General features: G+C 41.9%; 9 protein-coding genes and 1 pseudogene. 3 read left to right on the top strand and 7 right to left on the bottom strand.

What is annotated here, in order from left to right; all coding sequences use genetic code 11:
* Positions 1 to 232: 232 nt before the first annotated feature.
* Positions 233 to 1,147, top strand: coding sequence for a zinc-dependent alcohol dehydrogenase family protein (locus AB6C75_RS21330; RefSeq protein ID WP_372109142.1), 915 nt, complete (start codon positions 233 to 235; stop codon positions 1,145 to 1,147).
* Positions 1,148 to 1,168: 21 nt separating this feature from the next.
* Here AB6C75_RS21330 and AB6C75_RS21335 read toward each other — a convergent pair whose 3' ends face one another.
* The 3 genes from AB6C75_RS21335 to AB6C75_RS21345 form a co-directional block, all read right to left on the bottom strand.
* Entirely contained in the window at positions 1,169 to 2,116 is a 948-nt protein-coding gene (locus tag AB6C75_RS21335) for an iron ABC transporter permease (RefSeq protein WP_017081412.1), read from the bottom strand.
* Between the two features lie 101 nt (positions 2,117 to 2,217).
* A complete protein-coding gene (locus tag AB6C75_RS21340) occupies positions 2,218 to 3,180 on the bottom strand; it encodes an ABC transporter substrate-binding protein (protein ID WP_017081867.1) in 963 nt (320 codons plus the stop codon).
* Complete coding sequence (locus AB6C75_RS21345) at positions 3,177 to 4,019, bottom strand: ABC transporter ATP-binding protein (protein ID WP_372109144.1); 843 nt, start codon at positions 4,017 to 4,019, stop codon at positions 3,177 to 3,179. Before AB6C75_RS21345 ends, AB6C75_RS21340 begins: the two co-directional genes overlap by 4 nt.
* A gap of 370 nt (positions 4,020 to 4,389) precedes the next feature.
* On the opposite strand from AB6C75_RS21345, the gene AB6C75_RS21350 reads away from it, so the two are divergent.
* Positions 4,390 to 6,294 (top strand): bifunctional UDP-sugar hydrolase/5'-nucleotidase, encoded by a 1,905-nt coding sequence (locus AB6C75_RS21350; RefSeq protein WP_372109146.1) that lies wholly within the window; start codon positions 4,390 to 4,392, stop codon positions 6,292 to 6,294.
* Positions 6,295 to 6,542: 248 nt separating this feature from the next.
* Here AB6C75_RS21350 and AB6C75_RS21355 read toward each other — a convergent pair whose 3' ends face one another.
* Entirely contained in the window at positions 6,543 to 7,196 is a 654-nt protein-coding gene (locus tag AB6C75_RS21355; RefSeq protein ID WP_017091740.1) for a bifunctional 2-polyprenyl-6-hydroxyphenol methylase/3-demethylubiquinol 3-O-methyltransferase UbiG, read from the bottom strand.
* A gap of 619 nt (positions 7,197 to 7,815) precedes the next feature.
* Between AB6C75_RS21355 and AB6C75_RS21360 the strand changes: the two genes are divergently transcribed.
* Positions 7,816 to 8,541: an SDR family NAD(P)-dependent oxidoreductase gene (locus AB6C75_RS21360; protein ID WP_017091741.1), complete on the top strand. Its 726-nt coding sequence runs from the start codon at positions 7,816 to 7,818 to the stop codon at positions 8,539 to 8,541.
* A gap of 262 nt (positions 8,542 to 8,803) precedes the next feature.
* Here AB6C75_RS21360 and AB6C75_RS21365 read toward each other — a convergent pair.
* The 3 genes and pseudogenes from AB6C75_RS21365 to AB6C75_RS21375 form a co-directional block, all read right to left on the bottom strand.
* Positions 8,804 to 9,076, bottom strand: a pseudogene (locus tag AB6C75_RS21365) (NUDIX pyrophosphatase); the annotation flags it as partial.
* A 393-nt stretch (positions 9,077 to 9,469) separates the two neighbouring features.
* Positions 9,470 to 10,384 (bottom strand): toll/interleukin-1 receptor domain-containing protein, encoded by a 915-nt coding sequence (locus tag AB6C75_RS21370; RefSeq protein ID WP_372109148.1) that lies wholly within the window; start codon positions 10,382 to 10,384, stop codon positions 9,470 to 9,472.
* A gap of 286 nt (positions 10,385 to 10,670) precedes the next feature.
* A complete protein-coding gene (locus tag AB6C75_RS21375; protein ID WP_372109150.1) occupies positions 10,671 to 12,896 on the bottom strand; it encodes a DUF2971 domain-containing protein in 2,226 nt (741 codons plus the stop codon).
* Between the last annotated feature and the right edge of the window lie 492 nt (positions 12,897 to 13,388).

Here is a 13,388-nt window from a genome sequence, read left to right on the forward strand (position 1 = left end):
ACTCTTTACCATGCTGTTCAAAAAACACTCACGAAAGATCAACACGCCCTAGTTATTAAACTAGGAATCATTGTAAATAGGTGTTGGTCAACTTTTGGTTAACTAATTTCAGTTTGAACAATCGATTGCCAACAACATCGATGTTGAGCAATATTAGCGACCCAAGATTGTTTATGAACACGCTACAATTAAAATCGATGCAACACTCATAACCCATAAAGGTGCCCGAACCATGACTGACACTAAGCAAAATACCCGAATTAGCCAGTTTCGTTTCGGTCAGCCAAAAGAATCTCTCAAGTTAGAACATGTCGCTTTAGGGGCACTAGACAAAGATAAAGTTCGCGTACAAATTGAAGCGACTAACATCAACCCTAGTGATCTGTTGTCGATTTATGGTGTTGGGCAGTACAAACACAGCCACCAGCCGCCGAGAGTGCCTGGATTTGAAGCAGTAGGAAGGGTTGTAGAGTCCAGCCATGCTGAGTTTGCAACGAATCAGCGAGTGCTCGTAGCAACCAGTGGAACATGGCAGAACTATGTCGATGTATCACCAGATGACTTGTTCCAAATTCCTCAGCACCTAGAAAATGGCTACGCCTGTCAGTTGTACATTAATGCGCTCACTGCATGGGTGTTGACGACAGAAGTAGCTAAGCTGACCCAAGAAGATGTATTGATCATCAACGCGGGCAGAACAGCCATCGGTAAGATATTCTCTCAATTATCAGAATCACTCGGCTTCAAAATCATTGTCGTTACATCACAACCGAAACAATACCCGACCGTTGCCTTTGATGCGATTGGTGGCTCACCCGGAACTGATCTTATTCATACCCTGAGTAACAAAGGGCGTTTTATCAACTATGGGACGCTGTCTCTGGGTTTTTACGAGCCACGTTTTTTTGAGCACGCGAAAAGCCAAGATATAGATTTCAGCACCTTCTTCTTACGTTATTGGGAGGAAGTGGAAGGTAAAGGTGTTCGCCGGGATAAATTCACGACCATGCTAGATCACTTCATCACAAACGACATTCAGCTCGACGTTGACCGCTACCTGCCATTCGATGAAGTGCAAACCGCGATTGATCTCATTGAATCGAAAACCACACGCTTGAACGGCAAGATCATCTTACTGCCTGTATAGTTTGGTGGAATTGAGCACACACTATTTACGCCAAACAAGATACAAAACGAATAGCCCGCCAAGCGCTGCGGTCACAATACCTACAGGCAGTTCTTGTGGCGCTAATATGGTTCGGCTAATCACATCCCCAAACAGTAAAAGCACCGCGCCCCATAAGGCAACCAAAGGCAGAGCTCGCTTGTGAGTGACACCTGAAAATGGTCGAACTAAGTGGGGTACCATCAAGCCAATAAAACCGACCACTCCGGTCATCGATACAATCGACGCAGTGCAAAACGCACAACAAAGAAAAATCTCGCTTTGTAGGCGGTGTACGTTGATCCCCAGTGAGCTTGTCGTCTGTTCACTCACTAACAAAGTATCGAGCTCGCGATAACGCTTGAAAATTAACGCAATCAGACATAACACGCCCGCCAAGGCAAAAATCAAATTATCCCAACGTGCGAGCCCTAAGCCTCCCATCGTCCAGAACAAAATCGAACTCGCCGCTCTCTGGTCGCCTGAATAAATCAAAAAACTCGTGATGGCTCCGAATAAAAATGAGATCGCCAAACCACACAAGATCAAGTTGTCATTACCCTTTTTCTTCTGCATCGAAAACAGAATCAGAACGGCGGTCGCCGAAACAATACCACCCGAGAATGCAGCCAGTGGCAGTGACCAAACACCCAGAGCATCTCCCACTTTGGTGATCACCAACACCGCACCAGCAGACGCGCCAGATGACAAGCCAAACAGAAACGGATCCGCCAGATCATTTCGTGTCGAGGTTTGAAGCAACGCCCCAACCATCGCCAGCCCTGCACCCGCGATAACGGCTAACAATGCTCTAGGTAACCTTAGATCGATCAGTATTCGACTGGTCATATCCGGCGTTGGATCAGTGAAAGAACTCAGCCCTACAATCACTTCCTTAAAAGACAAAGGGACCGAGCCAAATTGTAAACTCATCATGAAGGCGAGCAGCATGGCAGTGATACCTGTTAGCCATGCTGCTCGATATTTATCAAATAAAATCAAAGGACTACTACTCTTATCAATAACAAGCTTTCATCTAACAACTTTCCCGATCACTCAGAAACGAACGCCTCTGCAAGTTTCTCAATAGCATCGATATTGGCAGGCCCAGGGGTGAGTTGTTCATAACGCAGTTTGACATAACGACCAGAAGTGACCGCATTGGTGTATTTCATCAACGGATGGGCTTCTAAGAAACGTTGCAACGAATCGGCACCACTCGCCGATTGGTAATCCAGAAGAATAATCACATCTGGGTTTTCACGAGCGACATTCTCCCAAGAGGTTCGAGCCCAACTAGCTTCCATATTGCCTGTGATATTTTGACCACCAGCAGCTTCAATCATTGCGTTTGGCATTCCGTACTTACCTGCGGTGAAAGGCTTGTCTTCCCCCGAATCAAACAAGAACACTTTTGGGCTCGGCTTACCTGATGCTTTCTGCTTTTCTGCTACTTTTTCAACTCTCTCTTTCCAGCTTTTCACCAAAGCCTCGGCCTCTAGTTGCTTGTCAAAAATAACGCCTAACTTTTTCATATCGCCATAAAGCAGATCCATTGTCGCACCTTCTTTTTGGTCTTGGGTATGAATGCAACTCTCAGAGAGCACTAAGGTATCAATCCCATATGGCTTCAGTGTTTGAGGCGTCACTTCACCGCCCACTTTCATTCCGTAATTCCAGCCAGCGAAAAAGAAGTCAGCATCAGCAGCAATCAATGTTTCTAATGAAGGATACTTCGGTGCAAGCTCAGGAATATCTCCTAAACGTTCTTCAAACGAACTCGACATCTTGTACCACCCAGTAATGCCCGTAACGCCCACCATCTCCTTTTGAAGACCAAGAGCAAACGCCATCTCGGTCATATTGATGTCGTGTACAACCACACGCGAGGGCCGCTTTTCAATGGTCAGTGGGCTCCCACAGTTATCAACCGTCACTGGGTATTGAGTGCTTGTCGCATGCGCAAAAGAGAAAGGTAAAAGAAACAAAAGACTGGAAATTACAGGCCACTTCATTGGGCTGCTCCTATTAAAGAGTGATTAGCGAGAGTTAAGTGAGTTGAGTAAGTTGATGCAGCTTCAAAATGATGGATGGTGCTGCATAGATTAGGATGATTGAACGTGAGAACGCGCAATCCAAAAACAGGGATCATGTATCGGTCTTGCATCACGGTATCTGGGGCTGAGAACGCCACCATTTTTTGGCCTGACATCAACAGGACTTTGTCGGCGAATGGCGCTACCAAAGGTAAATCATGCAGCACCACAACAGACGCAATGCCGCGTTGTTTAATTAGGCTCAGAAGTTCGAGGCGAGCGAGAGGATCAAGGTGGTTTGTAGGTTCATCTAAGAGTAAAAGCCTCGGCTCTTGTGCAAAGGCGCGAGCAATACTTGCACGTTGCTGTTCACCACCGGATAGCTCACCAAAGCACCGCTGGCTTTTGTGAATGAGCCCAACATCTTCCATCGCCTGCTGAACCGCTCGTTTGTGCTCTTTTGCACTACAACAAAATGTATGAGGAGTTCGGCCTAAGCCAACATATTCAGCAACACTCAAACGAGGATCAACATGCTCATGTTGAGTAACCACCGCGACTTGTTTGGCTATCTGCTGCCGCTCAAGGCTTCCAAGCGCAATACCAAACAACATCAACTCACCCGCGACGGTTTTATATTCGCCTGTAATGCCTTTCAGCAAACTGGACTTTCCACTTCCATTGGGGCCAATGATGGCAACGCATTCACCATCGTTCACATCAAATGTCACGTCGGAGACGGCTCTCCAGTTAGCCAAGCCATCAGCGCAGAGCCCGCGCACAGACAATACAGGTTTATTCAAATTCCCACCGAACATCCAAAAACAACATTATTGTTACGTTATAACATAACAATAAATTAAAGGCATAGTTAATAATAGAAATATTAAGACCGCGCTAAGAAGCATTGGAAATGGCGGGATAACCCAATCACCTTAAACAAAGACAGAAGTGCTTACGGAAATTGATTCACTGAGAAAGTTTGATTCAAGGAATTGAGTATTGAGAACGCAGTAAAGAGTTGTAATGCGTTTCTCCATAATTTAAGTGGTTACGAGATGGTCATGAATCACATTTATTTGAAACATCAGTAAGTTATATCACTATAAATATGACACTGATCACCCATAAGGTAATCTCGATTCTATATGGTAGCGTCATACTTAAAACCACGATGTGAACATACTTATGAAAAGACACATACTATCAAGCGCCATCCTACTCTCTCTAGCCTTTCCCACCTTTGCCGATGATGGCGACATACACGGTGTCACGATACTGGGTACTTCAGATATCCACGGTCATTTTATGGCGTGGGATTACGCGGCAGATAAACTCAACACTCGTGGTAGCTTGAGCCAAATCGCGACCAAGGTTGGTGAGATCCGCAAAGAGCAATCTAACATTATCCTTGTCGATGCTGGCGACACCATCCAAGGCAACTTCGTAGAAACCTTCAAAGACGAGCCTGTTGATCCAATGATGCTTGGCTTTAATCACATGAAATACGATGTATGGGTTTTAGGTAACCACGAATTCGACTTTGGCCTTAAAACGCTCAACAGAGCCGTTACCCAATTTAAAGGGCAGTCTCTCGGCGGCAACATCAAGAACAAAAACGGAAATCCATTCTTACCGGGTTACACCATTCTAGAACGCGGTGGCATTAAGATCGGCGTGATCGGAATGGATACCCCAATGACGGAGGTCTTTGCGCAAGGTACCAACCGTTTAGAAGGCGTCACTTTCACTAATCCAACCTTAGAAGTGAAGAAAATCGTCAAAGAAATTGATGATAAAGTGGATGCCATCGTATTGGTTGCCCATATGGGGATTGAGAACGAGAATGACATTGCTGACACCGGTGTCACCGACATTGCCAACGCAAACCCAGAGCTCGATGCCATCGTCGCTGGCCACATGCACACTCGCATCGATAAAGCCGTTGTGAATGGCGTTATTATTACTGAACCCGACAAATATGGCCGCGCCCTATCTCGTATTGATCTTCAATTTGAAGAGCGCGATGGCACATTCACTCTCGTCAACAAAGACAGCTTCACCTATAAAATTAAAGGTATAGATTCTGATCAGAATATGGACGAGCTATACCAGCCTTATCACAAACAACTCCGAGAAATGGCGAACAGACCTGTCGCTCAGCTTACCGGCGTTGATTTAGTCCCAGAAAACGAAATCCGCGGTATCCCTCAAGTCCACGTTCAAGACACAGGCATCAGTGCGCTATTCCAAGAAGCGAGCTTCTTCTATGCACCTAAAGCCAATGTCATCGCACTTCAAATAGACAACGACAATGCAGAGCTCGATGTTGGCCCAATCAAAGCCAAAGACATCGCGTACAACTACCAATACGCAGGTGGCGAAATCACTGTCTACCAGATGACAGGAAAAGAGTTAAGAACCTACATGGAATGGTCTGCGGGCTACTTCAACTCAGTGCAACCTGGCGATGTAACCTACAGTTTTAATCCCGAGCGCAGAGCTTCAAAATACTCGACCAATGACTTCTTCGCGGGCGTGACTTATACCATCGACCTCACTCAACCTGCAGGTACACGCATCACCAACCTCGCGTTTGCAGATGGCACACCGGTTACTGATCAAACAGAGATCCGTATTGGTATGAATAGCTATCGAATGGGTCATCTAACCAAGAAAGGCGGCGTGCTAGAAGGTGAATCATTCCCTGTACTCTTTGATACGGAAGCAGAGTATGGAGAAGAAGCAGGCACAATCCGTAATATGACAATCAAGTATCTTAAAGAAGAAAAGAACGGTCAGTATGAAGGTAAAACTCAGCAGCGATGGGCTCTTTCTGGTTTAGAGAGCCGCTACAATGAACAGCGAGAGATCGTAAAGTCATTAATTAATGATGAAACCATATCAATCCCCACCAGTGACGATGGCCGCTACACAAACATCGCTTCTATCAACGTAAAAGAACTGATGTTCAAATCTGACGAAGCGAAACAATCAGCCACCACCACACGCGAAAAGAAACTGACGCAGGCGACTGAGCAAGAGAGTAAGCAAATCAAACGCGAAATCACTCTGATTGAAGCGCTCAATTAACCCCTGACCTCAACCAATAACGACTTAACGACGCTTGGAGCGTGGTTAGGTCGTTATCGTTCCCGCCCTACAACACCACATCTGTACTGATTAAAACGGTTGATATTGGATGAATGAGCCACAAAGGCTAACTCGTAGTTGGGCAATTCCGAGTTGCGTCTTTTGCTAATATAGCAAAGCATGAATTATTAAAAGTATGGAAAAAGTCGCTTACGTGAGTGTCCAGTATCACTGGAGCAGATCATTTGTTATATTTTTTTACCTGAGAACAATGCAACACACCCTATAACTTCCACTTTTACATCAGTAAAGTGTTCATTTAACGATGTCACCAATGAGTCTAAATCATCGTTGTTATTACTAAATATGCCTTTCTTATTGTAAACACCCATCAATTTTTTAGCGAAAAAGTTCAGTTTCGTACCCTTACCTAAAATTGTACTACCAAACAAAATCCCACCTTCGTTCATATGGTTTTTTAAATGCTTAAACATAATGCCTTTACCAATTAAATTTCCAGGCAAACAATGAAGCAAATAATTAACACTAATTGAGTCAAATTTTTCGATACTTAATTCAAGAGGCTCAAGTACATCCCCACAGTAAACTTCAGGTTGAAAATGACTAATTGCTTTTGAGGTTGTATCAAGACTATTTTCATTCAAATCTAGCAAAGCGATACGTTTTGTTGTTTGTGGTAGGTAATTCTTAAGGTAATAACCTGAGCCAACGCCAACATCTAAGTGATTAGATGAAACTAACATTGAAAATTGCTCACTAATAAGTCTAGTTGGGCATTTCCAAAAATAGTTATTTGATACTCCTAAAACCCAGAAATCGTATATTGATAGTACTTTCTTCGAGTAAACCGCTTGTCCAGCAATTGAGGCTTCTTGATTCATTTTAATTTCATATAATTATAAATTATTAAAGTGCAATTTATACTAAAAAGTGAAGATTGCAAATCATACCAGAGATAAAAAATATAACCTTTTAATAACGTGCCAGCACACATTGCTTCCGATTCAAGGCACGTTATCAATCAAAAACTTCCCTTTAGTTCTCTACTATTCAATAGCCTAGAAATAGTTGAACAACATATTCGTGCGTAACTGTGATTGAAGTTCAGTCTGTTGTGGATTATAAAATTTAGCTACATTGTTGGATCTCTAGGCATGAGGAAAAGTAAGGCAAGTTGCAGGGTTTGAAACTGAGTTCAATCCCTCTCTGGCTCACAATGGGGCACTTCTGAGTTACGAAGTGCCACGGGTAAAAATTCAATCTGAGAAGCTTTTGGACATTTCTGAGTTACAGATTTTCTTAAAATAGCATTCGATGGATTACTTAAAATATTGCAAAACCTCTATCCTATTGGCCAAGTTTACTATTCCAGTATATATGTTGACGGTGATTGGAACCCATATTATTGTGGTCAGTACCATTAATGCATTAAAAAAACAACGTGATGGCGCCTGTGCGTCGCTAACCTATCAAAGTGGCTGATAATAAACGGAGGCCTATATGGATTTAAGATTAGAAGGTAGAACGGTAGTCGTTACTGGAGGCTCTAAAGGCATTGGAGCCAGTATTGTAAAATGTTTCGCAGAGGAAGGCTGCCAAGTTCATTTTTGTGCTCGGAGTCAGTCATCCATCGATTCTTTTATGAATGAGTTACCACCCAATCTATTGGTTTTTCCCAGTATAGTCGATATTAGGTCTAATGACTCTTTTTCTAAGTGGATTGATTCTATTGGAGATATAGATATTTTTATTCCAAATGTTAGTGCATTAAGTGGTGATTGGTCTGAAACAATAGACACAGATTTAAGGTCAACGGTCTATAACATTGATAAAGTGACTGATAAAATGAGTAGTTCGGACTCCGCGGTAACATATATAGGCTCCACTTCAGCAGGAGTTGCTGACCATAGGGCTGATGCTTATAGTTGTGTAAAAGCAGCGCTAATTCATCACATTAAATCCATGTCAGTTAAGTTTGCTCAGAAGATTCGTTTTAACACAATTTCCCCTAGTTCAACTCTGTTTCCTGGTGGAGGATGGGATAGTTATAGAATTGATCATCCTAGCTTGTTTCAGAACAAGATAGATCACCACCCTATGAAACGGTTGGCATCGCCTGAAGAAATAGCACGTCTTGTTGTGTTTATCTCTTCACCGTTATCAAGTTATGTAAATGGAGAAGTAATACATATTGATGGAGGAGAACGTAATCATGTGGCTCTTTAATTAGCTATAGGCTGGTTTCGTTGCAACTTCAGAAATAGAGTGAGGATATTGCATATTAACATGAAGGAGATCGGGTAATAACCTCCAAGACTATTATTTCAGTTTTGCGCTCATTGAATGCTTCCTTAGTGACTTCAGAACTAACCAGACGGTAGGGGCAGAAGTGTACCCTAACGGTTGGACACATAAGTTAATTCCTTAAGTGGTTGCTCCGGCTTATGCAGCATATCACTGCCTACCGAAGTAGGCTTCATCAGTGGTAAGGTATCACATAAGGGGGAAGGCTCCATTTTTCATGACCAGAATAAAACGCTCGCGGTAACATACACATAGAATCTAGTTGAACCCAATCAATACCTGTTAACGAGGTTTATTCATATAATTCTCTTTTTGCAGCTTCAAGCAAAGACTCATGATCTCCACCACCAGAAATTACCTGCCATTCACCATTGTCTGTTCGGCAAGCAATCAGGAATATGGGGGCTGCCATTTCAAATTTGTATGGGAATATAAGTACCTGAAATGGTGCTCTCATTGAATTAGTTCCACTATTGTTACGCGTCAATAGATACTACAACCATTAGGAAAAACTGGGTAATTTTCAGATTAAATTTTGCACGATTTTGTTGCACAAACTCGGAAAGGGGCATTTTTGATTCAGAGTAATTTGTGCGCAGCCTGTTACACAAATTGGGAAACAGCCTGTTTCACAAATAAATCTCATGATGGTTTCATGCGTTCTAAACACGTATTGGGGTACTTCTGCGTTACGAAGTGCCAACTGTGAAGGTTCTGGACATAACTGAGTTGTAGAGACTACTAAATTAGCGTCTAACGAATTACTTTGGGTATAGCAAAGCCTCTAGTGTAGTAGCCAATTTCACTTACCCACAACACAAGCTAGGAACAAATGAGCTAAATGATCCCGCTATTGATTAACTAAAATTTCATAAGTGAAAGTTACATGCTCGGGTACATACTGTTCAGTATTAATTTCACATTGGACTTCTTCGATAGTCAATACACAGAGAGCACCCTCACTATTCAAGAGCACGGCTTTTTGTCCGACAGTAGGTGTGATTGTTCGACCGGGGGTTAGAAAAGAATCAACTTTTGAGGGGGTGAAGTTTGAAGTTGTTATTAGTCCCACAGCTTTAAGGCCACCGTCAGTGTATACATAGACACTATTTCCTGAACACCCACTGAATTGAATTTTGAACTGGTACTCACCATTTCCAACGGTATAACCTGAATGCCCTCGATAGAGGAAAGTTACACGTCCATTTAGAGCTGGGTTTGCATAATTACCAGAATCTTTCAGAACATCAATCCGCTCAAGTCGCGCTGCTCGTTTATGAACGACCGAGATAGGTATCGCATGTTGTTTGTCTGCGGGAAGTCCTTCAATCCATCGCCATACTGCGTCTATCTGGGTTGATCCTGGATATCTCCTTGCATCAGGGTTTGAGTTAAAATCAAACCCTTTAGGACTTTTAGCTTTTAGCCAACGAGGCAATCTATAGTTAGGGTTTCTAACAAAAATAACGGACAGCCATGTGTTTGGTTTACTCTCAAAAACACTGCTGATCCATTCTGTCTCAATACCTACTCCTGATGCTGGGGCGTTGTCTGCACGTTCGACATAATTTTCATCAACAACTAAAAGTACATGAGAAGCATCGGTTACTTCTTGCATGAAGCCACTTAAACTCGAACCATAGTCGACTGCTTCGTCAATTTTCACCGTGTAACCCATTAAATGAAGTTGGCTTGCGAGTAGGTGAACCCACTCTTTATGCTCATTTGACGTCCAAGCGTATGAAATAAATAAATCCGTTTTCATTTGAATGTGTTTTCCTTATGTTCGTGACATATTGTTTAAATGCAATAGTAAACAAAAAGAGAATTTAAAAGCTACTCAGACTAGTGACAATAAGCACAAATTCATCAAACTGCTTCTCATCTTCGGATTACGATTTGTTAGTTTGAATATGTACCAGGGCAGCCCAAACAATGACACTCCCTAGCTCGAAAAGGGGCAGAAACGGGATAGTGGAATCTGTCAGAACTGATTAAATCATGGTTTGCGAACTGACAGATTGAGTCATGACTAATTCAGTTGATGATACCTATACGATCTCTTCGTATTCAAGGTCAAAGAAGTTGTTATCTGAAAGCTTCGCTCTTCGTAACACTATGTTGGATAGATTCTTTGTCCGGTTCTCATTGAGAGTCGCCACGATGCTTTGTATTAGTTTTACGGTGCTCTCAGGAAACTTGTAACCGACAGTTATGCTTTTTATGTATGCTGTAGCGTTATGAGTTCGGTTTGGATAAGTTGCTTTCTTGTAGTAGACCTTATCTTTCTTGTATGCAAACAACCTTACTTCTTTCTCATATGACCAGTCGCTGTTCTTAATTAGCATGTATTGATTGAAAAGATACTTGTCCTTTTTAATGAATCTTTGTTCGGGATGTAGGTATTGGATTTTTTCAATACCAACCTGATCTGGTAAAGAGCCTTCAAAGCAGTATTCAATCATGAGACCAGAATGGTTTTCTGCATAGTGTGACCACATCAGCATTGAGTTTTCATTATGTGAAAATGAACACAATCGAAAGTCAGGTCTAAGAACAACAAACTCTTTATCTTTAGTCAGATTCTCATGTGGCAGCTCGATAGGGTCATTGAGTTGCTCTGCTGATGCCAGATAGAAGTAGCCATTCACTAAAGCATCTAATGTGAACTTGTTGAAAGGATAATATTTATACAGAGAGTTTCCGTTATCGTGCAAGAACCGATGGGGTATAAAACCCTCAGTTAAACTATGATTGAATAGTTCGACATAATTTTCATATAGTTCTTTATCAATAGATGAGCTTGAGCGGTGCAAACAATATAGATAGTTGTTAATGATGGTGCTGTTTTTTTCACCACTAGACAACATAATATCAAGTGCAAGCTTAGCGTGCTCCAATGCGGAGTCGAAATCATCGAGGTTTTCGAAACATACACCGAGTAGATTGTTAACGGACATTGAGGACTCTAAATCAGAGAGGGTACTCAATGCTTTGTGATATTCACCTTTGTCCATCAGTAAACTAGCGATCTCAATATCATCAAGTTCTTGCTCTTTTGCTGATGCTAAACTGTCTTCAACTCGCTTGCTATGCCATTGTTCTTTTAGCTCTTGTAGAGTATCCACTAGTGAGTCATACAAGTGATGACCGATGAGGCTGTCATGACGCAGATTTGCCTTTATGTCTTTGTACAAAGCGTAGTTCGTTAACTGATGTAAATTGTCACGCTTTGCTAATATAGACTTGAGTTTATTGATATTTACTAGAACAAGATATGCAAGATAAAGAGCTAGAACTTGCCCATCCCTGCCAGTATCGGTGTCTCCAAAGTAGTTTACGCTGTTGACATCTTTTTCATACTGTTCGTTGAGTGATTTGCCTAAGTGCTGGGATGACAAAATGTGTTGTAACTTCAATACATGTGAAGAATGGATGAATTTTTCTTTCTCAAACGCACGCTCAACTAGCTCAATGACATCATCATAAGCCTTTGCTTCAAAACCATATTTGATGATTGCTTCTTGTGTCAGATTTGCTTTGCCTCTAGCAACTTCTTTCTTAACTTCTTCATAAGCTGATTCAGCATCACCTATCAGATTCAATCGCTCGTAATAACTGATCTTACTCCAAAAGGTGTCTTGATCAATATGAGCGTGTTGTCGATAAGGCTCGATGATTTTTTTAGGAATATATTTTGCTGAATTGATGAGAGAAATCCCATCTTTGAACTCTTCAAGATGAAAGTGACAACACAAAAGTATCTCGATTTGACTCTCAACTTTTTCATCTAGACAGATTGATTTAAGCAGCTTCCATTCATCAACAGTAAGTTCAGCGTTGATCAGATTTGGTGCATACAAGCTATGCATCTTATTAGTGACTATTTGAAAGTTACCTTCTTCATAACCAATAGAAATCGCTTTGAAGAAATGGCGTGGGTCGCGAGTTGAGCAGAACAGCCCCCAGTGAGCATGTGAGTTGTTTTCGGAGTATATTAATGCACGCTCATAGTGATACGCAGGGATCTCAGAGTCCCGAAACTCATCGTATAGCTTAAAAGCAATGTCACCTAAGTAGTTGAATGCTGACGCATGATCACCTTTAGCAGCTAAGATTTGATTGAAAGCAGGATCAGTTGGTTCTCCTTTGGCTTCTAACAAAAAGTAATAGAGACCAAGATTCAATTCATCTTCGTACCAAGACTCCTCTTTGTTCAAGTATTCTAGTCTAGAAAATCGTTTATATTTGAAGTCTTGCTTTACTTGAAAATCCATAAATCACCCAGAAATACGTAATTAGAACAAGGGTATATGATTAGCATGTGTTTGGATATAGAGCAAGCGTATAATAGACGGTAATTTGAGTTCTATTAATAGTAATGACTGCTTTTTGTGTCCCACAATCAATGGATGATAAATACCTCAAGCAAACACGATTCAAACACGCCGGTTACTTCCTATTTTTTCTCAATAAAGAGTTGATATGAAGAGAAGCTTACTCAATTAGCGTGAAGGATCTGGCCTTAGCCGTAGGAGGCCTCAAAGCGTAAGTGCGGCAGAGTTCCGATGAAAAGATGTGTGGATCCTTCAGGAACTGCCCCTCTTTCATTGGATTAGATTTGATAGGGAAAACGCACGCTCTCAGAATTGTGTAGAGTATTTATTCTAACAGGTTTAGGGGCAAAGGTAAGTCAGGCAAAGCAGATAAAGCGTGTGATCACCAAGCGATTCTGTCGTATCGTAACTACCAAGCGACTTTGTCATTCG

It is taken from the genome of Vibrio sp. 10N.237.312.B06 (assembly GCF_041464685.1).
GTDB lineage: Bacteria > Pseudomonadota > Gammaproteobacteria > Enterobacterales > Vibrionaceae > Vibrio > Vibrio tasmaniensis_A.

Coding starts and splice junctions, on each gene's coding strand:
- AB6C75_RS21330 (WP_372109142.1), top strand. CDS start 233: ATGACTGACACTAAGCAAAATACCCGAATTAGCCAGTTTCGTTTCGGT.
- AB6C75_RS21335 (WP_017081412.1), bottom strand. CDS start 2,116: ATGCTGCTCGCCTTCATGATGAGTTTACAATTTGGCTCGGTCCCTTTG.
- AB6C75_RS21340 (WP_017081867.1), bottom strand. CDS start 3,180: ATGAAGTGGCCTGTAATTTCCAGTCTTTTGTTTCTTTTACCTTTCTCT.
- AB6C75_RS21345 (WP_372109144.1), bottom strand. CDS start 4,019: ATGTTCGGTGGGAATTTGAATAAACCTGTATTGTCTGTGCGCGGGCTC.
- AB6C75_RS21350 (WP_372109146.1), top strand. CDS start 4,390: ATGAAAAGACACATACTATCAAGCGCCATCCTACTCTCTCTAGCCTTT.
- AB6C75_RS21355 (WP_017091740.1), bottom strand. CDS start 7,196: ATGAATCAAGAAGCCTCAATTGCTGGACAAGCGGTTTACTCGAAGAAA.
- AB6C75_RS21360 (WP_017091741.1), top strand. CDS start 7,816: ATGGATTTAAGATTAGAAGGTAGAACGGTAGTCGTTACTGGAGGCTCT.
- AB6C75_RS21370 (WP_372109148.1), bottom strand. CDS start 10,384: ATGAAAACGGATTTATTTATTTCATACGCTTGGACGTCAAATGAGCAT.
- AB6C75_RS21375 (WP_372109150.1), bottom strand. CDS start 12,896: ATGGATTTTCAAGTAAAGCAAGACTTCAAATATAAACGATTTTCTAGA.